The 24,177-nt window shown below is 46.1% G+C and carries 20 protein-coding genes; 13 read left to right on the top strand and 7 right to left on the bottom strand.

The features are described from left to right. Positions 1-41 precede the first annotated feature (41 nt). The gene (locus G3M70_13405) at positions 42-2,240 is read right to left on the bottom strand and encodes a TonB-dependent receptor (protein ID QPJ62818.1); all 2,199 of its coding nucleotides are present in this window, start codon (positions 2,238-2,240) and stop codon (positions 42-44) included. Positions 2,241-3,128: 888 nt separating this feature from the next. Here G3M70_13405 and G3M70_13400 point away from each other — a divergent pair. After that, a complete protein-coding gene (locus G3M70_13400; protein ID QPJ62817.1) occupies positions 3,129-3,449 on the top strand; it encodes a hypothetical protein in 321 nt (106 codons plus the stop codon). A gap of 63 nt (positions 3,450-3,512) precedes the next feature. On the opposite strand, the gene tatA is transcribed toward G3M70_13400, so the two are convergent. Next, positions 3,513-3,905, bottom strand: a complete 393-nt coding sequence (gene tatA, locus G3M70_13395; protein ID QPJ62816.1) for a twin-arginine translocase TatA/TatE family subunit — start codon at positions 3,903-3,905, stop codon at positions 3,513-3,515. 351 nt (positions 3,906-4,256) lie between these two features. Continuing rightward, on the bottom strand, positions 4,257-4,904 hold the full coding sequence (locus tag G3M70_13390; GenBank protein QPJ63815.1) for a ribulose-phosphate 3-epimerase: 648 nt from the start codon (positions 4,902-4,904) through the stop codon (positions 4,257-4,259). A gap of 204 nt (positions 4,905-5,108) precedes the next feature. Between G3M70_13390 and G3M70_13385 the strand changes: the two genes are divergently transcribed. Further along, the gene (locus G3M70_13385) at positions 5,109-6,863 is read left to right on the top strand and encodes a chloride channel protein (GenBank protein QPJ62815.1); all 1,755 of its coding nucleotides are present in this window, start codon (positions 5,109-5,111) and stop codon (positions 6,861-6,863) included. Positions 6,864-6,869: 6 nt separating this feature from the next. On the opposite strand, the gene G3M70_13380 is transcribed toward G3M70_13385, so the two are convergent. Next, positions 6,870-9,350 (bottom strand): copper-translocating P-type ATPase, encoded by a 2,481-nt coding sequence (locus G3M70_13380; GenBank protein ID QPJ62814.1) that lies wholly within the window; start codon positions 9,348-9,350, stop codon positions 6,870-6,872. Between the two features lie 168 nt (positions 9,351-9,518). After that, positions 9,519-9,926 carry a hypothetical protein gene (locus tag G3M70_13375; protein QPJ62813.1) on the bottom strand — a complete coding sequence of 136 codons (408 nt, stop codon included), beginning with the start codon at positions 9,924-9,926 and terminating at the stop codon, positions 9,519-9,521. A gap of 439 nt (positions 9,927-10,365) precedes the next feature. On the opposite strand from G3M70_13375, the gene G3M70_13370 reads away from it, so the two are divergent. Continuing rightward, positions 10,366-11,097, top strand: coding sequence for a formylglycine-generating enzyme family protein (locus tag G3M70_13370; protein QPJ63814.1), 732 nt, complete (start codon positions 10,366-10,368; stop codon positions 11,095-11,097). Between the two features lie 406 nt (positions 11,098-11,503). On the opposite strand, the gene coaBC is transcribed toward G3M70_13370, so the two are convergent. Then, positions 11,504-12,709 carry a bifunctional phosphopantothenoylcysteine decarboxylase/phosphopantothenate--cysteine ligase CoaBC gene (gene coaBC, locus G3M70_13365; GenBank protein ID QPJ62812.1) on the bottom strand — a complete coding sequence of 402 codons (1,206 nt, stop codon included), beginning with the start codon at positions 12,707-12,709 and terminating at the stop codon, positions 11,504-11,506. Positions 12,710-12,899: 190 nt separating this feature from the next. Between coaBC and galT the strand changes: the two genes are divergently transcribed. The 10 genes from galT to G3M70_13315 all read left to right on the top strand — a co-directional run bounded on the left by galT (position 12,900) and on the right by G3M70_13315 (position 22,211). After that, positions 12,900-13,901 carry a galactose-1-phosphate uridylyltransferase gene (gene galT, locus G3M70_13360; GenBank protein ID QPJ62811.1) on the top strand — a complete coding sequence of 334 codons (1,002 nt, stop codon included), beginning with the start codon at positions 12,900-12,902 and terminating at the stop codon, positions 13,899-13,901. A 1-nt stretch (position 13,902) separates the two neighbouring features. Next, complete coding sequence (locus tag G3M70_13355; protein QPJ62810.1) at positions 13,903-15,354, top strand: glycogen synthase; 1,452 nt, start codon at positions 13,903-13,905, stop codon at positions 15,352-15,354. A 17-nt stretch (positions 15,355-15,371) separates the two neighbouring features. Continuing rightward, the gene (locus G3M70_13350) at positions 15,372-17,291 is read left to right on the top strand and encodes a GAF domain-containing protein (protein ID QPJ62809.1); all 1,920 of its coding nucleotides are present in this window, start codon (positions 15,372-15,374) and stop codon (positions 17,289-17,291) included. A gap of 126 nt (positions 17,292-17,417) precedes the next feature. Continuing rightward, positions 17,418-17,777 carry a response regulator gene (locus tag G3M70_13345; protein ID QPJ63813.1) on the top strand — a complete coding sequence of 120 codons (360 nt, stop codon included), beginning with the start codon at positions 17,418-17,420 and terminating at the stop codon, positions 17,775-17,777. 36 nt (positions 17,778-17,813) lie between these two features. Beyond that, positions 17,814-18,455, top strand: a complete 642-nt coding sequence (locus G3M70_13340) for a deoxynucleoside kinase (GenBank protein ID QPJ62808.1) — start codon at positions 17,814-17,816, stop codon at positions 18,453-18,455. A 203-nt stretch (positions 18,456-18,658) separates the two neighbouring features. After that, a complete protein-coding gene (gene panB, locus G3M70_13335) occupies positions 18,659-19,510 on the top strand; it encodes a 3-methyl-2-oxobutanoate hydroxymethyltransferase (GenBank protein QPJ62807.1) in 852 nt (283 codons plus the stop codon). Next, entirely contained in the window at positions 19,510-20,376 is an 867-nt protein-coding gene (locus G3M70_13330) for a pantoate--beta-alanine ligase (protein QPJ62806.1), read from the top strand. Before panB ends, G3M70_13330 begins: the two co-directional genes overlap by 1 nt. Continuing rightward, positions 20,358-20,750, top strand: a complete 393-nt coding sequence (locus G3M70_13325; GenBank protein QPJ62805.1) for an aspartate 1-decarboxylase — start codon at positions 20,358-20,360, stop codon at positions 20,748-20,750. The genes G3M70_13330 and G3M70_13325 overlap by 19 nt, the downstream gene beginning before the upstream one ends. Beyond that, complete coding sequence (locus G3M70_13320) at positions 20,747-21,511, top strand: tetratricopeptide repeat protein (GenBank protein ID QPJ62804.1); 765 nt, start codon at positions 20,747-20,749, stop codon at positions 21,509-21,511. The genes G3M70_13325 and G3M70_13320 overlap by 4 nt, the downstream gene beginning before the upstream one ends. A gap of 151 nt (positions 21,512-21,662) precedes the next feature. Next, positions 21,663-22,211 (top strand): helix-turn-helix transcriptional regulator, encoded by a 549-nt coding sequence (locus G3M70_13315; GenBank protein ID QPJ62803.1) that lies wholly within the window; start codon positions 21,663-21,665, stop codon positions 22,209-22,211. A 17-nt stretch (positions 22,212-22,228) separates the two neighbouring features. Here the strand turns inward: G3M70_13315 and mutL are convergent, their stop codons facing one another. Further along, positions 22,229-24,106: a DNA mismatch repair endonuclease MutL gene (mutL, locus tag G3M70_13310; GenBank protein ID QPJ62802.1), complete on the bottom strand. Its 1,878-nt coding sequence runs from the start codon at positions 24,104-24,106 to the stop codon at positions 22,229-22,231. Positions 24,107-24,177 lie beyond the last annotated feature (71 nt).

Raw genomic sequence — 24,177 nt, 5'->3', positions numbered from 1 at the left:
GTCCCTTTGCCGTCAAGTTGAAGGGTTAACTAACAAATGGATTAATATTCGAACTCCACCCCCCCGAACATGGAAAACTGCTGTCCTGGAAGAAACTGATTGGCATCCATTCCATTCAAATTAACTGCAACGTTTATGGATTCCGCATACCTTTCATCTGTAATGTTATTGGCCTCAAGAAAAAATTTGTAGAAGGTATTCTTCGGAGCATAGCCTGCCCGTAGTCCAAGAAGCGTAAAGGCAGGAGCAGAAAATGTATTGGCAAAATCCACAACCTTGTCAGACTGAATTTCAACATTAGGTCCAAAATAGAAACCAGAATTATGTTTATATAAAACCTCGAGGAGTCCGGCATGCTCAGGAATACCTGGCAGCCGGTTATCGCCAAAGTTCATATCTCCATCAAACCGAAAGTCACTCCAGGTGTAGGTACCACGAATTCGAAGGCTGTCTCCTGAGCAAATGAAACTGAGCGGGATGTTCGACTCTGCGCCGAGTTCAATGCCCGTGTGCAGCGACTCATCAGCATTTCCCAGCAAAAAATTCATACTCTGGGGCGGCGACTCGACAACCAGCAACTCATCCTGGACCCAGGCATGATAAAAACTAGCTTCCCAGGAAAACAGGGAAGAACCACCGCGGGTTCCCACTTCTAACGTGGTTGCCTTTTGGTCACGTACCTTGTTTGCGCCCGTACTGTCTCCAATATTATTCAGCGTTTTAGTTTCAAAACTCCGGCTGACGTTTCCATATAACTGAACTTCTTCCATAGCCTGCCATACAAACCCGCCTTTTGGGTTGATACCCGGGGATTCTTCGGAAACGGACTGAGTGACGGGGAAGGTCTGAGCAAACTCCTGGTTTTTGTAGATCCCCTGAATTCCCAGAACTACGTCGAAGCTATTGGTCAGCGAAATCCGATCCTGGAAATAGGCTTCCACCAAAGTAAAGTAATTATCTTCTCGAAAAACAATGGGCCCTTTTGATTGGTTCACAGAGCTGAAGTTCTCATCCTTGACCCACATGTACTGGGTATTCACCCCCATTTCGAGATGGTTGTTAAATCCCAGCCAGTTCCGATCCTGCTCATTTCGCGCAACCACCCCGACTTCTTCCCAGGTATCTTCGAAAAAACCAAAGGCCCTGAAAGGAAAGTTGTAGTCATTACGCTGATAAAAGGTTCCCAGGGAAAAACTCCCCCAATCCTCCGTCTTCACATTGTGCTTCAGGGAAAACCTCATGTGTGGGATTTCAAAGTTAGGGTCCAGAGGGTTCCTGTTGTTCTGGGCCGGGTTATTTCTCAAGCTGGCAAGCGTCAAAGTACTGCCGTTTTCCCAATCATGATCCTGAATATCTACAATAAACCGTGTTTCATTGTTTTCGTTCCACTGGTATCCCGCGCTAATAAATCCCCATTTTGCGGTACCGGAGTTTGCTGTATCCCGGTTTCCCTGTGTGGAAATCAGCGAAAACGACGTAAAAAAATCCCATTTGTTCTCTGAATAACCATAGCTGACACTTGGGCTGGTGAACTCATTACTGCCAAATGTCAGACGCCCATGAAAACCTGGAGAAGTTCGTCCAGTATGTGTGACAATATTGATTGCTCCCCCCAGAGAAGAACCACCCATAGTCATTGCATTTGCTCCCCGCAAGACTTCCGCGTGGTCCCAAACGAAATAGTTTAAATTCTGTGTATCCGTACCACCATTAGCCCGGGTCATGGGAATCCCGTTCCGAAAAATAGAAACCCCTCTAATAGGGCTATGGATGGACCGGATTCCTGAACCACGGATTTGGATTTTTACTCCCTCCAGCCCCGTATTTTGCCCCGCAATATGAACTCCCGGTGCAAAGAGAAAGGCATCTTCCAATTCCTGCATACTCGTTTCTCGCATTTTTTCGGCATCGATCAAAGTGGTCCCTCCAGGGACTTTTTCCAGAAACTCCTTGCTACGATCAAAGGGACGGGCACCAAGGTCGAAAAACCGCTCTTTACCAATAACTTCCACTTCATCCAATACCATCGTGCCGGGTTCACTCTTCTCTTTTTTCAAAATTTTATTTTCAGCGACCTGAATAACAGGGTCCATCTGAAAAAAATTGGGAGTCAATTTTTGTTCATTGTAGTTCGCCGATTGAGCGAACCCGTCCAGTGGAACTCCCAGGCCCCACCATAAAAAACCTGCAAGAAAAATTAATTTAATCTGGATAGAAACAGCTTGATTGATGAATTTCATGACCACACTCCTTAAGATCGCACACGAGTACAGATCATCCCATTTAGACGGACGAGCAGAATCCTGACGAAACGTGAAATTTTGGATCAGGCAGAAACCAGGACGGAACAACCCATTAGGCGGCGGGTGGAAAAATCACCCAGACCTGATTACTTCCTTTTAAATTAGAAAATGTTCGAAGGAATTAATTTGAACGGGGGGGCCGCTGAGGGGATTCAAGATAAATCAGGAGTAAAATACCACTTGAAGAATTGACCAGGCTGGATAGCCTTTGAATAGATATTCCGCTTCCCACAACTTCTCCAGGTTGAGAGGCACTGCTGGGAGATACTGTTTTATTTGTTAATGGAGAGTTGGTGCATGGGGAAGTAAAATAATAAGGTTTTTCTGATGTTCTATTGGACACGGAAACGTATGAATTGTTTTTCTCTGAGTAATGCGGGCAGGGTTTTTCCAATTGGTGATTGTGCAGAGGGCAATAAAATATGGATTGTTTAACCTTATGAAAAGGATCAGAATGGGAAGACTCAAGGTGACTCGTGGAAGCCAGACTGGATGAAGTCACCACAAGTCCGAAGAATATAGGCAGTAACAATATACAGCTAAACTGTTTTCTCCCAAGCTTTTTCATACCGGCGGATTATAAATCAGGAAATTCCGGTTATCAACCCGGATTCTTAATTTTAAGCTTTTTCACCCATACGAAGGTCGTTAATTCAATGAAACAATAATGTCTCTAAACCTTACGTTTGCCACCATTTAAAAACAGCTCCTGGAATAAAACAAACAATTCAAGATTGACTTTGTTCACCGTCAATTTATTAGTATAATCAACTCAAATAAGCTACACCAACTTCAGTACACTCACCCACCGGAAGGAAAGTTTAGATGAAAATTCATCATCTTGAAGAAGAAGAGATTGGAAATATTCTGGTAAAAGTGAGAGCACTTGTGGATTCTGGCGAATTTCCACCTGACAAAATGGAAGAGATTTTCACCCTGTCCAAGGTGGATGGCGAGAAGTTCCTGGAATGCAAAGCCAACCCGGCGCAATCCCAGCAAGCCAATTTTCAGGTGGATCGTGATAAAGGAATCAAGTTCTTTGACCCGTTCAACTTTTTTACTGGTGGGATATACAAGGATGTGGACGGGTGGACGCTTTGGACGGCAGACCAACTAAAAGAGCCCTGGAAATGGGACGAATCCTGATCCAAGGCTCTCTTATTAAATTCAGTCCAATGTCCGCTAGATAAATTCGCGGGATGCCAGGGTTCAGGCTTTTTCCTTTTTGGCCGCCTGGTCTTCCTGGTCTTTGGCAAAATCGTAACTACCCTTGCGAGGCAGTGATGAAGTGAAAGCTTCTGCGGCATCTTTCATCGCTTTGTCTTTAGCTTCCCCTTCGGCCTGGGCTTTTTCCCGGGCTATTCTTTCTTTTTCCTCGTCGCTTAATTCCTCTTCAGCCTGACCAGCAGGTTGCCCTTCAGCTACCTGAGCCGGGGCCTCACCCTCAACTTGCTCAGCTTCTTCAGCTTCACGCATGGAGGTCTTGAAGTTTTTAATACTTCGGCCAAAAGCACTGCCGATTTCGGGTAATTTTCCGGCCCCGAAGATGATCATGATGATGACCAGAATGATCATCAATTCAGGAAACCCAATTCCCATCATAGCTCGCACCCCTCCAGTTAATTAGTGTCTTCCCCAAAAATGATCTCAAACCCGTTCAAACAGGTATCCTCACTTTCCGAGAGATGGCATATCTTATCCTTTTTCTGCCCCTAAATACAAGAATATTCGTGGATTAAAGCCCATGGAGGCGGAAAGAAAGCAATTCCGGCTCCTGACCTGTAACTAATTGAAAACTTTACAGTGCGAATGCATACTCAGGAAGAGTTCGACCGATCAGATTATGTCTGTCGTTAGAGCCAAATGGAGAGAAAAACAAAAAAAACTGGAAACAGGAAATTATATCAAACAAACATGAGACTAAATATCACCTGGTCATTTTCCGTAGAAAACCTAAGCTTCGCGCAGTGCCTTAATTGCTGTGGCATAATCGTCGCTGCCAAAAATTGCAGAGCCCGCGACTAATACACTGGCACCTGCCGCTTTCACATCACCGGCGTTTTCAGGTTTCACTCCACCGTCAACCTGCACTTCCATCTCAATTCCAGATTGATCGAGCGTCTGCCGGACCAAGTCGATTTTTGAAAGCACCTGCCGGATGAATTCCTGTCCACCAAAACCCGGGTTAACCGACATCAGTAACACCATGTCCACATGTTCGATAATTTCATCCAGCGTGAATACCGTGGTGGCTGGATTGAGCACAACCGACGGACTCACTCCCTGGCTTCGGATGAGTTGCACCGTCCGATGTAAATGAGTGCAGGCTTCGACCTGGACAGATAATATATCTGCGCCCGCCTGGGCAAAGTCTTTGATGTAATTATCGGCGTCTTTGATCATCAAATGGACATCCAGCGGCAGTTTGGTCACTTTACGGACCGCTTCTACGACAAGAGGACCCACCGTAATGTTGGGTACAAACTGTCCATCCATAACGTCGATATGAATCCAGTCGGCACCGGCATCCTCAACCGCTTTGATCTCATCACCAAGTCGACTGAAGTCTGCAGAAAGTATTGAGGGGGCAATTTTTACCATTGGAAAACCGGAGGAAAGAGTTTGGTAGGAAGTTTTCAGAAAACGGGTTTCCGAAAAACCGGAAAGAGAATAGCACAACACCCGCCATCGAGCAACGGTTTGGAACATCCACTTTTCCGAATTTATTCATTCCGAGTATTGCTAAAAGATTCAATGGTTTACTATAATGGGTCTCTTTAACATTTCACCCTTTCCTGGTCATCCATGGATACCCCCCATAGTTCATTTTTTAAGGAAGCCAAAAAATTCCTGGGCCAGGATCACAACCTCCTGTTTCTTGCGGGGGTTATCGGATTCCTTGCAGGAGCGGCTGCCACTCTGTTTCGCTGGATGATTCAGTTGTTTGACTGGGGGCTTTCCGAACAAGGACTGGGTCTTCTCGGTATCCCCTCGTCCGGCCATGGCTATCTGCTCTGGATGATGCCCATGCTGGGTGGTTTGATGATTGGTATCTATGTCCACTTCTTTCCCGATGCCGTCAAGGAAAATGGGGTCCATAAAGTTATCCAGGCGGTTGCTATCAATAACGGAAAAATTCGGAAACGCACTCTCTGGCACACTGCGTTCACCTCGTCTCTCACCATTGGCTCTGGCGGATCAGCCGGACGTGAAGGCCCTACTGTCCAGATCGGTGCCGCCATTGGCTCTGCCCTGGCTCAAATGTTCCACTTGTCCACAGAGCGTGTGCAAGTGCTGGTCGGTTGTGGCGCTTCGGCTGGTATCGCCGCCTCATTTAACGCGCCGCTGGCGGGTGTTCTATTTGCCATGGAAATCATCCTTGGGGAATTCACAGTCCACACCTTCAGTCCTATCGTGGTCGCCTCCGTCATAGGCACGGTCACCGGAAGAGCTCTTGAAGGTAATGAAGTCACCTTCCAAATCCCAATCCACGAGCTGGTCCATTCTGGAGAAATCGTTTTTTATCTCGTTATGGGAATATTATGTGGCTTGATGGCGTGGGTTTTTACTCTCTTTTATTTTTTCAGTTCCCGTTTTTTTGAAAATCATGTCAAGGCACCGCAATGGAGCAAGCCTGCTATCGGTGGTTTAGTGGTCGGGCTCATCTCAATCCTTTTTCCACAAATCCTGGGAAATGGCTATGAAGCCATGGAGGACGCGCTCAATGGCAACCTGTTCTGGGGAATGGCGTTTGGTCTGATCTTCCTCAAAATAATCGCGACAGGCATCACAATTGGTTCTGGTGGCCTGGGAGGAGTGTTCGCTCCTTCATTGTTTGTAGGCGCCATGGTGGGAGCGGCTTTCGGTCACGGGGTGCACACGCTGTTTCCGGAAATGACCGCATCAGCAGAAACCTATGCAGTCGTCGGAATGGGAGCGGTAGCCGGAGCCGTGATGCAGGCCCCCTTGACCAACATCCTAATGTTGTTCGAGATGACCAACGATTACACGATCATTCTGCCAATCATGATCGCCTGTATTGCTGCGACCTACACCTTCAGGAGCTTCAATAAAAATTCAATTTACATTCAGTACCTGCTCAACAAGGGAATCAACCTGAGGCATGGTCGGGTAGTATCCATTCTGAGTTCCATGCATGTTCGCGATGTCATGAACAAGGATGTAGTCACCATTCCCGAAGAAATGCCGTTCCGCAGCATTCTCAACACGGTTTCCTACTCAAAAAATTTCTATTATCCCGTAGTGGATCAGCAAGGCGATATGATTGGTATCCTTTCCTTTTCTGATATTCGGGAAGCGGCTTTTGAAGGCGACCTGGAGCATCTTGTTGTTGCCAGTGACATCGCTACCAAAAATGTAGAAAGCCTGAGGCCCAATCATAACCTGAATGAAGCCATGGAAACGTTCAATCAACTCGATTTGGACCAGTTACCCGTGGTCAAAGTGGGCGATCCCAAAAAAGTAATTGGCCTCGTTAGCAGGCAGGATGTACTGGCCATGTACAATCGCGAAATCCTCATGCACAAAGTGGAAGACTAGAAAAGATTATGTTGCGGCAGGATTAAATCGTTTGATCAAGAGAGAATTACTCACCACACTGACTGAACTCAACGACATAGCAAGTGCGGCCACCATAGGGTTAAGCAAAATACCAAATGCTGGAAACAAAACTCCTGCCGCAACCGGAACCCCCAGGGTATTATAGAAAAAAGCCCAAAACAGGTTCTGTCGAATTTTTGAAAACGTCAACCGACTGAGCTCGAACGCATCCGCCACAGCCATCAGGCGGGAACCCATCAAGGCAATATCTGCGGTTTCCATAGCAACGTCGGTTCCGGAACCCATAGCGATTCCTATATCAGCCTGAGCCAATGCCGGAGCGTCATTGATGCCATCACCCACCATGGCGACCTTTTTGCCTTTGTCCATGAGACGCTTCACCTGATCAGCCTTGTCACCCGGTAAAACTTCCGCCATCACATTGGATATTCCCAGTTGATCTGCGACTGCCCTGGCTGTTACAGGATGGTCGCCTGTCATCATCACCACATCCAGTCCCAACCCTTTCAGACGCTTGATCGCAGCGGCTGCATCTTCTTTGACTGTATCTGCAACTCCAAGAACCGCTACCACCTGGGAATCGATTGCCATAATCATCGGAGTCTGCCCCTGATTGGTCACATCCTCCAAAATGGGCTCCATTGATTCCAGTGGGATCTCCCGGTCCTGCATTAATGATTTATTCCCCAGCACCACCGACTGCCCAGCGACAGACCCGCTGACTCCAAACCCAGGCAGGGCTTTAAACAGATCAACAGGTTGCAATGAGAGTCCCTTTTCCTGAGCCGCATTCAACACTGCCCGGGCAAGTGGGTGCTCGGATCCTTGTTCGAGTGAAGCGGCGATCCCCAGAACCCGCTCTTCTGTATTTTCACTATTTACACAATGCACCTGGAGAAGGCGTGGTCGACCCTCGGTCAATGTTCCCGTTTTATCAAACACAATCGTGTCGAGTTGATGTATGCGCTCGAGACTCTCCCCTCCTTTGATGAGCACACCCATTTCCGCCCCCTTGCCTGTTCCGACCATGATAGCTGTCGGGGTCGCAAGTCCCAGGGCACACGGACACGCAACAATGAGGATGGAAACAAAGATAACCATCCCGAACAATCCGGAGGACATGGGAATCTTTGCAATCGAATCCCCGAACTGCCACCAGAAAATAAAACTTACCGTTGCAACGGCGATCACAACCGGAACAAAAATACCTGCTACTTTATCTGCAAGACGTTGAATCGGGGCTTTTGAGCCTTGAGCCTGCTCCACCATCTGAATAATATGGGACAATACGGTATCCGCACCAAGCCGTGTTGCTTTGACTTTGATGAATCCCGTGAGATTTACGCTCGCTCCTACAACATCGTGCCCGGTGGTTTTTTCAACTGGCAGGCTTTCTCCAGTCAGCATGGATTCATCAATAGTTGTGGCGCCTTCCAAAATTTCACCATCCACTGGAATTTTTTCTCCGGGACGAACCAGAATTACATCCTCTGATTGCACTCGTTCAACAGCAATTTCGATTTCCTCTCCATCTTTAAGGACCCGAGCGGTAACAGGCCTTAGATCCATCAATTTTTTTATGGCATTTGAGGCCTTGCCTTTGGCACGTGCTTCCAGCAGGCGTCCCATCAAAATAAACGTGGTTATCATGACGGCAGTATCATAGAACACAGCATCACCGGCCCCTTTAAAGACCTCGGGAAAAATGGTAATCGCCGTGCTGTAACTGTAAGCAGTGAAGGTTCCGAGCGCAATGAGTGTATTCATGTCCGAGTAACCGTGGGTCAATCCTTTCCACGCTCGAACAAAGAACAGACTGCCTCCATAAAACAACACAGGAGTGCTCAACCCCAGCATTATCCAACGAGCCATTTGTGCGGGTATCCCGCCGCCAAAAAGAAGATCCTGCATACTGATCAACATAACGATAGCGCTGGTGACCAGACTGAACAGAAACCTGTTTTTTAGAGAATGGTATTCCTTTTGATGAGGATCATCCTCTTCACCTGTCTGAAGTTCAGATTGTTCAGGTAGTTTTATTTCGTAACCTATCTCTTCCAACGCCTTTTTAAAATCCGCCGGGCCAACTTTGTTTTCCAAATACTCCAGAGCAACCTCTTCTGTCGCCAGGCTGGCTCTCGCTTCCAATACACCGGGCAGGCTTGCAAGTTTGGACTCAAGCCGCGATACGCAGGACGCACAGGACATTCCGACCACACCAAAGGTTCCAGAGGATTTTCTGACCTCAAAACCAATAAGTTCAATCTTGTCGATAATTGCTTGTGGATTGATACTAGACGAGTCAAAATCAACCGTGGCCTGCTCTGCGCCAAAGTTTACAGACGTTTTTTCCACCCCCTCAAGGCTCCCAACAACTTTCTCGATTCTGGAAGCACAACCGGCACAGGTCATCCCCCCTATCCCAAAGGAGAGCGACTGAATTTCGGTTGTTGGTGACGTCGGCATGACAAATATCCAAAAAATTCTAATAAGTTAAAAAAAACCAGAGAACTATGAATATTATATCGAAAATCAGGTCCTACTGGTAAAGGTCGGGTTGAAAGAGGAAATTAAAGAGGGAGAAAAGGATAAAACCGATTCAGGGAAGAGGCCCCAAAAGAAACTATTGGGTAGTCACTTTTTGTTGAAAAGGTTCTTGATCGTCATAAATCCATAAAGCAGGAACAAAACAGCGATCAGGGCATTCGAAAAGGAGCTTTGGGTCAGGGAATGGGAGAAAAAATAAAGTCCGACTGAGCTCAATAAAACACCCAACACAAAAAAAGCCAGATTTCGTAACCAACCCTTTTCAGGCTTTTCATTCTGTAAATTCTGGCGTTTCTGTTTGAGCTGCCACCGCCAGCGGAAGATGTAGTAGGTCTGGCGAATCCAGGGAATCAGGCCGGTTTCCTCTGCAAGGCTGGTCTGACAATACATGCAGATGGTATCAGACTGGCGATTGGGAAACCCGCAGTTCAGGCATAATCTGTGCTGCTGGTTCTCAGGGTTGAGAATGATGGGTTCTTTTTTTGGTTTATCCATCTTAACCGTAAGCGCTCGAGTGAAATCGAAAATTTGAACCAAACACCAATTGCCCAATTTGTTGTATGCTTAAATTAAACTGATTGGGCAAGGAGAACCCAAAACTCAAGCTAACAACGTTATTTTTGGTTGCAGCAAGGCACAACCCACAATTTTTCCCGATGGACCTTTAAATTCTAGCCCGATCCTTAAAGGGTGTCAATGAGGTGGTCTGGAATTGACTCTGACATGCAGGAAACATTGTTTTATAATGGGCCAATCCAATAGTTTTGGCCAAATACAGGTCAGAAATTAACTACTCGGCATCTGTTCGAATCAATTTTTTTAAGGTGATTTCATGGTAAAGGTTTTTCATTTTTTTCTATTACTGTTGCTAATTTCGAATCCCTCATTTGCGGATTCTCCAAAGAATGCAAAAACTCCTGAACCCCCTGAGGGTATGGTGTTAATTCCTGAAGGTTTCTATGAAATGGGAAGCAGACGATCCCTCCGGGAACTGAATCCTACGGCATTATTCCAGGCTGACCGGCATATGCTGGGTCCGGAAGATCCCGCCCATGAAGTATTCACCGCTGCCTTTTTTATCGATAAGAACGAAACCACTAACGCCCAATACAGGAAATATATTGAGTCGACCGGAGCCCGTGCTCCCCGCTTTTTTAAAGACGACAAATTCAATCACCCGGACCAGCCGGTTGTGGGAGTTAATTTTAAAGAAGCACAGAGCTATTGTCTTTGGGCAGGAAAACGTCTTCCCACAGAAGCCGAATGGGAAAAGGCCGGCCGCGGACAAGCTCCCGTCCATTTTCCCTGGGGGAATGAACCGCCAGATGGCACACGTACCAATTTCAATGAAGAACATGGAAAAACCACAATAGTTGGCTCGTTTGAATCAGGCAAGTCAGCTTACGGGGTATATGATTTATCCGGCAACGTTGCCGAGTGGGTGCAGGACTGGCATTTTCCTGAGTACTATCTGTTTTCTCCCAAGAAAAACCCGAGGGGCCCGGACAAGGGACAGTACAAAGTCATCCGTGGAGGCAACTGGCGCAACAACGGGGCTGATATTCGACTGACCTACCGCAATGCCACCACACCAAAAAACAGGAGTAATTCGATAGGTTTCCGATGCGTAAAAGATATTGGAGACCGACCCGTACCGGAAGATTAGCAGATAAAACTGTGCCGGACATCACTTCGCCTCAATATTTCATTCTTGATTTAATTCGGGTTCGGGGATGAAAAGGAACTGGCTCAAAACCATAACTCTCCCCCTCTGGATATTTGCAAATATCACAGTTTTCGTCATCAGTCTGATCAATATTGAATCAGATTTTATGCATGATTTTTTTGCCTGGAGTATGATTTATTTAGGATTCCCGGTGAACTATGTCCTGCTGGCAATTATTGGTATCTCGCTTGAGACTCTTGAGGATAAATTCTCAATAACATTTGAGTTTTTAACCATACCGGCTTATTACCCAAGATTGATTATTTTTTGGATATTGTTGTTTTCTGCCGGGTATCTGCAATGGTTCAAGCTCATTCCATATCTATATAAAAAATCCAACTTATTTTTAAAGACGCGACAGAATCCGGTTCAGTAAACGATCCGCGATTTCCACCTTCAACATTCTAGGCAGGTTTTCCTGATCCCCGGGTCCACTGATCACAGTCACCTGGTTTTCTTCGGATTGAAATCCAATTCCCGGTGCACTGATATCGTTGGCCACAATCATATCGAGTTTTTTACGATCCATTTTATCCAGAGCATTTTCCAGAACATTTTCCGATTCTGCCGCAAACCCGACCACGAAGGGCCTGGTACTGAGGGCACTGACTTCTTTCAGAATATCCGGTGTGGGGATCATTTCCAGCGTGATTGAGGCATCCCCCTTTTTCTTGATTTTTTCTTTGTTGATCTCACGTGGGGCAAAATCACCCACCGCCGCTGTCATCACAAGAACATCACATCCCGGAATGTGTTCCATAACCAGATCACGCATTTCAGAAACCCGCTCACAGGATAAAAACCTTACACCACAGGGCGGTGTGAGAGCTGTAGGACCTGAGATGAGTGTTACATCAGCCCCCCGCAATCGAGCCTTGTCAGCAATGGCATAGCCCATTTTTCCAGATGAGCGATTAGTGATAAAACGAACAGGGTCTATCGGTTCACAAGTCGGCCCGGCAGTGACTAAAACATGCTTACCTTTAAAATCAATCGCCTGTTCCAGTCGCGTTGCAACCGCCTTCAGAATCACCTCCAGTTCCGCCAACCTCCCAGGACCAATGGCACCACAGGCAAGTTCTCCTGCCTCCGGTTCGACTACGGTAACCCCTCTTGCCTTGAGTATCCTGATATTGTCCTGAACCGCCGCGTGAGCCCACATTTGGTCATTCATTGCTGGTGCGACCACAACTGGACCTTTAAAGGCAGAATAGGTAATCGACACTGGATCGTCAGCCAATCCCCGGGCCATCTTGGCAAGAGTATTCGCAGTCAATGGGGCAACCAGCAACAAATCGGTACTTCCAGCAGAAACGATATGTTCCATCCGCCCTGCACCTTCTTCAAATATTTCGTGATAAACCAACTGTCCCGACAAAGCTTCAAAAGTTAAGGGAGTGATAAACTGTTTTGCGCCAGGAGTCATGAGAACAGAAACTTCTGCTCCGGATTTTTGCAGTAATCTCAGAAGTTCGGCTGACTTATAGGCAGCAATACCACCTGAGACACCGAGTGCAATTCGTTTACCTGAAAGAAAGCTTTCTCTTGGCATTTTGGTCGGGTCGTTAAGTTAATTGATTGAAAAGATTATACATTACACATGTGAGTTTTTCGACCTTACAAACGGCCAGTCAAATTGACTTTACTCCCGGCATTCATTAGTATGGCTCCGCTTCTTTCATCCACATTATAAAAAGGGAACCTTCTGCAATCACTATAAATCAGAGGTTTACTCCATTAATATGCCTGAACTCCGCAAAGACCCGATAGTTGACCGTTGGGTCATCATTTCTGAAGAAAGAGCGCACCGACCCGGAGACTTTCCAAGTCCTTCCCAGAAACAGCAAGTCGACTTTTGCCCTTTCTGCCCCGGAAACGAGTCAAAAACCCCTAAAGGCATTCTGGCCCTGCCTGAAAGTGTTGGGCCAAATAATAAGGGATGGACGCTCAGGGTAATCCCGAACAAGTTTCCAGCCCTTAAAATTGAAGGGGATGTCACCCGAATTGGAGAGGGCATGTTCGACAAGATGGGTGGTTTTGGTGCTCACGAAATAGTCATTGAGCACCCCGATCATAAGCTCTCACTGGAAGAAGGGTCCGAAGGCATTCTTGCGGATACTCTATGGGCTTTTCAACAACGTTTTCTTGATCTAAAAAAGGATTCGCGGTTCCGCTATATCCTGATTTTTAAAAATCATGGTGAATCGGCAGGGGCAACGATTGAACACACACACAGTCAACTCATTGCCCTGCCAATCATTCCAGAAATGGTGCTTGAAGAAATTCAGGGGGCAAGGAGGCATTGGGAATATAAAGAGCGCTGTATTTTTTGCGATATGATTGCCCAGGAAAGAGGAAACGGATCGCGTGTGGTCATAGAGAATCAGGATTTTATTGCCCTGTGCCCGTATGCTCCCCGATTTCCTTTCGAAACCTGGATTCTGCCAAAATACCATTTGGCCCGGTTCGAGAACGACACCCCGGACCACTATGCCCAAGCGGCAACTTTGCTGAAAGAAGTCCTGCTTAGAATTCGCGCAGCTTTAAAAGTTCCGCCCTACAATCTGGTATTTCATACTTCTCCCATTAACGGGGATCACGACGCAATTTACCACTGGCACATTGAAGTGATGCCAAAGCTTACCAAGATGGCTGGCTTCGAACAGGGTACCGGATTTTACATCAACCCCACACCTCCGGAAACGGCTGCGGAAATTTTAAGATCGGTCCGGATACAACCCTGATATGGGGTCACCGCTCAATATATTAATCGCTGCCTCCGAAGTCCATCCATTTGCTAAAACAGGTGGGCTCGCTGATGTATGCGGGGCGCTCCCAAAAGCCCTGAAACGACTTGGCCATAATGTGAAGGTTATTTTGCCTTTATATGGCTGCGTAAACCTGTCCCAATACAATCTCAAACAAAATTCGGAAACTGTCTCCGTTCCAGTAGGCCCACACAAGAAAGAAGCGGTCTTGTTTGAAGGTGAGCTGGCACCAGGGGTTTCTGTAATCTTTGTCGGTAGAAAAGAATATTTTGATCGTGAGCACCTGTATGGGCCACCTGGCAAAGCTTACAGTGACAACGCGGAACGTTTCATATTTTTCAGTCGAGCCCTGATAGAAACCTGCAAGGCTATAAAATTTAAACCCGATATAATTCACTGCAACGACTGGCAAACAGGTCTTGTTCCCGTTTATTTAAAAATACTCTACAACTACGATTCTTTTTTCAGAAAAACACGAACAATTTTCTCTATCCATAACCTGGGTTACCAGGGAGAATTCGACCGAAATAACCTGCCTGTTGCCAACCTGCCTTTCTCCTTATTCAATCCGGCAGAAGTCGAATCTTTTGGAGATTTTAATTTTCTAAAAAGCGCTCTGGTTTATTCAGATTTACTAACCACGGTAAGTAAAACCTACAGCCAGGAAATCCTGACACCTGAACATTCCTTTCGAATGGAAGGAATACTCAATTCAAGAAAAAACGAATTGTTTGGTATCACCAACGGTATCGATTATTCTGAATGGGGTCCTGAAAAAGATCCCTGGATCGCGAAGCATTTTTCTCCCACCAATCCTGGCGGAAAATTGGCTTGCAAGAACGCCTTGCTGGAGCATTACAAGTTAAAAGCAGACAATTCGCGACCCATAGTGTGCATGGTGACTCGCCTGACACCTCAAAAAGGAATTGACCTTGTTATCGAAGCTTTTGAACATTCTCTCCTCAAGGATTTTCTGTTTGTACTCATTGGATCAGGAGACTCCAGATACGAAGAATATTTACGCACACACAAGGGCAGTCAGCTTGGAGTTTACATAGGATTTGATGAGCCCCTCGCACATCGGATTTTAGCAGGATCCGATTTTGTCCTGATGCCATCTATTTACGAGCCTTGCGGACTCACCCAGATGCAGGCTATGAAATATGGCACGGTCCCCATCACCAGTTCCGTAGGCGGGCTGAAGGACACAGTCCAGCAATACGATATCAAAACCGGTGAAGGCCTGGGTTTCAAATTTTCCCCTTATGGCTTAGAATTTTTTCATCAGAGTGTGTTGGAAGCCCTCGGCATTTTTCGCGACAAAAAACATTGGCAACAGGTGGTCCAGAACTGCCTGAAAGCAGATTTCGGATGGGACCGCTCAGCAAGCGAGTACGAGCGTGTGTACAGGATTGCATTAACCAGATAATACCTGAGCCTCATTAAATGGATATTCCGACAAATATTGGGCTAGAGATTCTGAGCGAAGTTGGCCATATTTCCAACTCAACAATGGAAGTTGACACGATCCTGAGTCACACCATTAACATCATCAAAAACAAACTTCAGATCGATGCCTGCGCCCTTTATCTGACAGAAGGGAATCATCAGAACCTGCACTTAAAACTGAAGGCTTCAAGCGGTCTTCCAGTAAACCGCACAAGCAAAATATACCTCCCCTGGGGCAAGGGAGTCACCGGTTGGGTAGCAGAGCACGGCCAACCTCTGGCTCTCAGCGAAGCCATGCAAGACCCCCGTTTCATTTACTTTGCAGAGATCGAGGAAGAACGGTACCAGTCCATGCTCTCTGTCCCTATGAACTTTAAAAATGATTGTATTGGGGTCATCAACGTTCACTCCATCGAAAACCGGTTTTTTAAGCCAGTGGAGGTAACCCTTTTAAAAACCATCAGCGAGCAGATTGTCGGGTGTATCCGCAATGCCATGGAATATGAAAAAAGCCAGCTGATGTTGAGACAACAGACACTTTTGTATGAAATCAGCCAGGCGGTTCAGGCGGAGCCCTCACTTGAAAACAGGCTTTGGCTTCTTCTCATTGGAATTGTCCTTGGCGAGGGTAACGGATGCCATCGAGCCGGCCTGTTTCTGCTGGACGAACAACAGACTCGACTCAAGGGAACCATGGGTGTAGGCCCTGACACCGAAAAGGAGGCGGAAAAATTATGCAGAGACTGGCTGACACCTGGAATAAAAGGAAAACAATCCTATCCTTTGGAAAAAAACTGTTTTGATTTTCTGAGAAAAACAAAATTTCATCAAAATATCCAGAGCCTTGAGTTTCCCTATCTGAAAGAAAACAATATCCTGGCTGAAGCTTTGTTTCTGGACTCTCCTAAAATCGTGGCTACCAAAGAAATCAATTCCCCTGACACAGAGAAGTTGGCTCATTCACTTGAGGCAAACGAGTTCGCCATCGTTCCATTGATAGCCCACGACATTCCGTTCGGGGTCATTCTGATTGACAACCTTTTTACAGACACAGCCATCAAAAGCACCAACCTGCAACAGTTCATTCGCCTGGCAACCCAGATCAGCTGGGCAATCGAAAACTTTCGCCTGTTCACCAAACTCATTCAATCCAACCGGGAATTACTGAGCACTAAAGAACGATTAATCCAGAATGAAAAACTGGCCGCTCTGGGTGAATTGTCCGCAGAGGTAGCACATGAAATAAAAAATCCCCTGGTTTCAATAGGGGGTTTTGCCCGAAGACTGCAAAGCAAACTTTCCGGAAAATCTATTGAAGCCCCTTCACCAAATCTCGAAACTTTAGGTGAATATGCGGATATTATTGTCTCAGAGGTGGAACGTCTGGAAGACCTTTTAAAAAACATTTTGATCTTTCCAAAAGGGAACAAACCATATTTAAAGTTAGGCCATCTAAGCCCCATTGTCAGGCAGGTTTTAGATTGTTTTGAAATGGAACTGAGAGAAGCATCCATTGATGTTCAACTGGACTTTAAAAACGATCCCGGCCCATTGGCATTTGATGAGGAACAAATAAAGCAGGTCTTGATCAATGTAGTTTTTAATGCAATTGAGTCCATGTCTCAAGGTGGAACACTCGATATCAAAGTCGAACAAGTGGAACCTGAGCCTGGGTTATCTATGGCAGAAATCGTAATTAAAGACACCGGGGGCGGAATTGCCCAGGAAACTTTTCAGAATATTTTCAATCCTTTTTTTACTACCAAGGAAACCGGATCCGGACTTGGGCTCTCTATTTCCCGCAGGATCATGGAAAACCATGGTGGCCAAATCCTGATAAAAAACAATGTCAATCAGGGAGTTACCGTTCAATTGGTTTTACCGTTGCAAAACGACGGGCTTTCGAATAAAACATAGAAGTTCAATTTTGGCAGTAATAAACATATCTGGTTGATATTTAATTCCCCCGAAAGGAGATTTTTTCGGGGTTCTGCCAGAAATATTTTAAAAAATTCGGGAAATTGAGGCATTATGACATCCGAAGTGATTAAAAAGAAAGTCCTTGTGGTCGATGACGAAACCAACATTCGGCTTCTTTATAAGGAAGAGCTGGAAGACGAAGGTTATGAAGTCCTTTTGGCCCAGGAGGCAGAGGAAGCACGAAAAATTATTGAAAATGAATCTCCCGACCTGGTCACACTGGATATCAAAATGCCCGGATTGGATGGCATTCAATTTTTAAATCAATTGAAAGAAAAATACGAGGACTTACCCGTGATCCTCTGTTCAGCTTACGGCAGTCACAAACAGGATTTCAGGGTCTGGTCATCTGACGCTTATGTTGTAAAATCAGCAGACCTCCGGGAATTAAAACTCATGATCCGGGAGGTTCTGGGCTTTTAACCAATTCGGTCTCCCACCCTTTCATTTTTTTCTCACATGGAACTCGAACCCAAACTCATCGCTATTGAAGGCCCTATTGGTGCAGGCAAAACCACCTTATCAAACCTGCTGGCCCAGGAATTCAGTGCACGCCTTGTACTAGAAGTTGATGAAGAAAACCCGTTTATTTCAAAATTTTACGAAGACCGGTTGTCTAACGCCTTCCAGACCCAGATTTTTTTTTTAATGAGCCGGTACAACCAGTACCGTGCATTGGAACAGCGCGATTTATTCAGCCAGGTGATCATCACGGACTACCTGTTTCAGCGTGACCGGATATTTGCAGGGATAAACCTCGATGGAAACGAACTCCATCTCTATGAACAGATCTACAATCTGATAAAAATTAAAATTCCCCAGCCAGATCTGGTAGTTTATCTGCAGGCAGATACTCCTATTCTGTATGAACGTATCCAGAAGCGGGGCCGGGAATACGAAGCTCTTATTGAATATTCCTATCTTGAGGAGGTCAATCGGGCCTTCAATAATTTTTTCTTTTATTACACCGAAACACCTCTTCTGGTTGTCAATACGAATGAAATTGATATAGTGGACAAAAAAATTGACCTGCAGGAGTTGATAAAAAAAATCAATCAACATAGAATTGGAAGAGAATATTACAATCCGCTTGGATCCTGACGAGACCGGGACGGAGCTTTACCGACCAAATTGCAGCTACGCCATTATGGAAAGCGACCCTATAGGCGCTAAACCTGAAAGAGCGTAAAAGCATCAAGGTAAGAGACCTCCGTGCCCACCGGAAATTCCGGTAGGGCATTTTTAATTTTCGTCTCTTTCTCCCCCCGGCCCCTCTACATTCCAGGCATCAAAAAGGTTTCGCCATGCCAGGAAATCCGGTAACCATTCCTCAATTGATGGAATGGAAAAAAAGTCAACGAAAAATAACCGCACTCACAGCCTTCGACTTTCTAACCGCCCGCGCCCTCGACAACGCCGGTATCGATCTGGTACTGGTCGGCGATTCGCTCGCCATGGTTGCTCTGGGACACGACACCACCCTTCCCGTCACTGTCGATGAAATGCTGCACCACACGCGTGCCGTCGGGCGGGCTTTGAAGCGAGCCTTACTGGTTGGCGACATGCCGTTTATGTCCTATCAATCTTCCACGGAACAGGCAGTTGCCAACGCAGGACGTTTTTTAAAAGAGGCCGGTGCCCAGGCCGTCAAACTTGAGGGAGGAGCCCAGATTGAGTCTCAGGTAAAAGCCATTGTTGCAGCCGGTATTCCCGTGATGGGGCATCTGGGCCTAACTCCTCAATCAGTGCATCAATTGGGTGGCTATAAGGTTCAAGGTAAAAGTTATCTTGATGCTCGTCGCATCAAGGCAGATGCCGTCAAATTACAGAAAGCCGGCGCCTTCGCTCTCGTATTGGAAGCGATCCCGGCCGACCTCGCCGGAGAGATAACAGGTGAACTGGACATTCCCACTATCGGTATTGGAGCAGGCTCTCAATGCGATGGTCAAATATTGGTAACACAGGACATGCTGGGAATGAATCCGGACTTTGTTCCAAAGTTTGTGAAACAATTTGCTGACATCGGCAAACAGATGGAGCTTGCTTTGAAAGGTTACGCAAAGGAAGTGCAGGAACAAACCTTCCCCGAAGCCCAACATTCTTATCTAATGGATTCTGGAAACATTAAGTCTGTAAAACAAAAAAAGACCGGCTGATGAAGCAAATTTCCAACATCTCCGAAATGAAGAGCTGGTCCCGCGCTGTCCGCGGAAACGGACAGACTGTGGGGTTCGTACCAACCATGGGATATCTACATGACGGTCATTTAGCCCTCGTGAAGCATTCACTAAAAGAGTGCGACCGGACGGTAGTCAGTATCTTTGTAAATCCCATACAATTTGCGCCTGGAGAAGACCTGGATAGCTACCCCGCCAACCTGGAGCGAGACATAAACCTGCTTTCCAAGCTGGGAGTGGATGCGGTTTTTGTACCCACCAGGGATGAACTGGTCCCGAAGGATCTTGACACTTTTGTTGAAGTAAAAAATCTCACGGAACATTTATGTGGGAAAAGCCGACCTGAATTCTTTCGGGGAGTGACTACTATTGTGCTCAAATTGTTTCATATTGTGCAGCCCGATATCGCAATATTTGGAGAAAAAGACCGACAACAATTAGAGGTCATCCGGAAAATGGTGGCTGATCTAAATCTCGATATCAAGGTCCTGGGACTTCCCATTACCAGAGAACAGGACGGCATTGCACAAAGTTCCCGCAACACCTACCTGAATCCTGAGGAACGTATCTCAGCCAGATCTCTTTGCCAGGCCCTGGAATCGGGAAGGACCATGATTTTAAATGGTGAAACTTCTGCAAAAATTGTAAAGAATCAAATACGATCTGTAATAGAATCCCAAACCGGAACAAGGATCGATTATGTTTCGGTTTGCGATCCCAAACGCTTCGATGAAATAAGCCAAATTGGAAATTCCGTCATGCTGGCTCTTGCAGTCCATATTGGGAAAGCCCGTTTAATCGACAACTGTCTTGTGGAGAAAAGCTCATGCAAAGAACCATGCTAGTCGGCAAGCTTCACCGTGCTATTGTCACCGACAGAAGCATAGATTATGAGGGAAGCATTGAAATTGATGAAGACCTGATGGATGAGGTGGGAATACTGTCCTATGAACAGGTTCACGTGTACAATATAAACAATGGCAACCGGTTTTTGACTTATGTCATACCCGGAAATCGGGGGAGCGGACGTATATCAGTCAATGGTGCAGCTGCCAGATTAGTAGAGATTAAAGATCGAATCATCATTGCAGCTTATGGTATTATGGCTACAAAAAAGGAAGACGGGCACAAGCCCAAAGTGCTCCTGCTGGATGACAATAACGGAATCCTTGAACGGCAGGGGGCACTAGCATTCACCTCAAGCAAACTATCAGCATGAATATTTTTATTTTTCTGGGTGCAATATTATTGATCTGGATGGTCTGGGACTGGATCAAACGCAAAGAACATTTTGTATGGTTGATCATCATGTTCTTCCTCTTTCCTGTAGGGGCACTTGCGTATTTCTTTTTTGTCAAATCCAGAGCTCCGGACCCTGCGACTCCATCCGGAAGCCCGGGGTTTTTCAATAATCCGCCGCAGACAAAGGAAATTGACACCCAGGAAACCCTGCAGCTCAAAGACATGATCGGGAAATTCAACAAACCTTATCATCATCAGGAACTGGGCCTGCTTTACCTTGAGGAAAAAAAATATGAATTGGCAATTCCTCCGTTAAAAGAAGCCGTAACCCGAGATCCGGATCTGATCGATGCGCAATACGGCCTCGCAAAATCTTTCTATGCGTTACAAAGATATACGGAGGCTGCTGAGATTCTCGAAGAACTTGTTAAGGTAAACAAAAAGCACGATTATGGAAACGCTATATTCGGACTAGCAGAATGTTACCGGTTGTCAGGCGATGATGAAAAAGCCCTTAAAGCTTATGAAGCAGTCATTAACTCTTACCATTTCTTCAAAGCCTACTATCACTACGCCCTGCTCCTGGATAAACGCGGAAAGAAGCAGGAAGCTATCGACACAATGAAAAGTCTTATTGGGAGTTCAAAAGATCTTCCAGATTATAAACTGGAAAAAGAACGACACTGGATTGAAGAGGCTTACAAATTTCTTCGAAAGAACGGCATTGAACTGGCGTAAATGTAATTCTTAAAATTATTCTTCTCGCTTTTTTGGTAAAAAAAATCCCCCTCTCCTGCTAAAAAACAATTCTCCCTCCAGTTTATTTTTGCTATCATCCCTCGACTCTTTTTGGCGGATCTTTTTTATCCAATGAAAGAAAGTAGTGGTGATGACAATCCTTTCCAGAAACATGAAAGTAATTCGAAACAATCTCAACTGCACACAAACCGCTTTTGCGCAAGTCCTGGGCATAGGGTTTAGAACCTATGTCAGATATGAATCTGGAGAAAGGGATGTGCCCGCTGCAACCCTTGTTAAAATTTCGAGCCTTGGCAATGTCAGCCTGGACAGGCTCCTGACCACCCCCCTGGACTCAGAAGAACTAAATCAGCCTGATACCCTGATTCCTCCCAACAAACCGGAAAAATTATATGTAATCAGTGGTTCTCTGCCCGAAGGCAGATTGATGGTCAAAGGATATCGAGATGATTTTCTGATAACGGTAAATTCAAGAGAAAAAAAAATATTAAACCATTTCAGGAAACTGCCCCCGAAGACTCGGGAGAAATGTCTGCGGGATGTGGAAACCTTGAGCCTGGACAGCCAGACGATTCCAGCCAATAAGAAAAAACGTGCTTCCAGTAAAGCTGTTAAAAGAAAAAACACCAGCAAACTAAAAAAACTGGCACGCTCCATAAAAAAAATCACAATAAAATAAAAATTCACGTTCCTTATCTATTTCCGATGGAACTTCCTTAGTATTGAATCCATTTCAAACAGTAGAGCAATGGGTCGTCCGTGGGGACAGGTGAAGGGCATTTCAGTTTGCTCCAGGTCGTAGATCAGTTTTTGAATTTGAGGAAGATTCAACGGATGATTTATTTTGATGGCCTGTCGACAGGCCATCATGATCTGAACTTCATCATATTTATCCTGAAGTGGATCACTCCCCTGACCTCCTCCCAAAGTTTTCGCAATATTCCTTAATACCTCTTCATGATCCTGATTCTTCAGTATGGCTGGTACGGATCTCAGGATGAATCCTTGAGACCCCAGTGCTTCCATTTCCAGCCCCATTTCCTTTAACCAGGTTAGATGCTCGGTCACTACCGTTGCTTCAGCCGGAGAAAACTCGACTGCTAAAGGAAACATTAAGGTTTGCACCTCAACACTCTTTCTGCTTGCGGCTTCACGAAACCGTTCATAAAGCACTCTTTCATGCGCGATATGCTGATCTACCACCAGAATGCCTTTAGGCCCCTGCATGATGATAAACGAATTATTTAACTGGCCTAAAGGTTCAAATTCTGCATAAATCAGGTCCGAGACTGGCCGAGGAGAGGAATCGAACAAGTTTACGGGATTAGGAGACCCACTCCATTTTTGTTCCCTTTCATTATTTGAAGGGCTTCCGATAATCTGTTGCCAACTCTCTGTTGCAAACAATGAAGAAGGACACTCGGCCCCGGATCCCGCCATGCTTTGGGACGGATTTAATTGAGGCGAGTGGGGGCGAGAAGTATCTTCTACATTAGGAACGGCCGTTTTCTCATAGCCTTGATAAAAAGTCTGACCCGGTTGACCTGAAACATTTGTATCGGAGGGTGGCGACATCTCTTCGGGTTTAAAATTATCGCGAAGAGCATTTTTCACAGCCCTCATGATAAAAAGATGCACCTCCTGCTGGTGCGCAAACCGGACTTCCGCTTTGGCTGGATGAACGTTGACATCAACTTCCTTCGGGTCCATGGTGAGAAATAAAAAAATCGCGGGATGCTGGCCTCGAGGTAGCAAATGGCTGTAACCCAGTTGAGTGGCGCTCAGGATAATTTTGTCTTTTACAAACCGGGAATTGATGTAGCAATACTGGGCATTTCTGTTGGATTTGGTAAAAACCGGACTGGAAACAAACCCTTTAACCTGGAGAGATCCTTCTGTCTGGTCGACACTGATCAATTCCCGGGTCATGTCTGCACCGAACAATTCTGCAATACGGTATAAAGTTTGATCTGTGGAAAGAGTGTCGATCACCTTGCGACCTCCGTTGATCAACTGGAAGGCGACTTCAGGCCAGGCCAACGCCTGTTGCGTTACCACCTGGGTGATGCTTCGAGTTTCTGCAGAGTCGGCCTTTAGAAATTTTTTGCGGGCCGGGGTATTGTAAAACAGGTCGGACACTTCCACGGCAGTGCCTTGGGAATGGGCTATCTCACGAACAACTGAGGCACTGCCACCCTCAATCACCACTTCCGTCCCGGCTCCTCCACCGTCTTCAGTAGCTGTCGTGAGCCTGATCCTCGAAACCGAGGCAATACTGGGTAAAGCTTCTCCACGAAAACCCAGCGTTTCTATCCCGAACAAATCATCAGGGGTCGCCACCTTGCTGGTGGCATGCCGCTCAAATGCCAATGCCGCATCCGCAGGGGACATCCCTTTACCATTGTCAGAAATGCGGATGGTGTTTTTCCCCGCCCCCTCAATCTCAATCCTGATTTTTCGTGCACCGGCATCAATCGCATTTTCTACCAATTCCTTGACCACAGAAGCAGGACGATCAACAACCTCCCCAGCGGCAATCTGGTTAGCAAGGGTCTCAGGCAACACCTGGATCATAGAGGGCTCTGGGGTGGGAAGTTAGAAAAAAAGTGAATACCACTGTAGCGTATCGTGAATTCTATCCTAAA

Origin of the sequence: Candidatus Nitronauta litoralis (assembly GCA_015698285.1) — a bacterium.
Lineage (GTDB): Bacteria > Nitrospinota > Nitrospinia > Nitrospinales > Nitrospinaceae > Nitronauta > Nitronauta litoralis.
The sequence above is the reverse complement of the archived record's forward strand: the minus strand, read 5'-3'. Positions and strand labels throughout refer to the sequence as shown.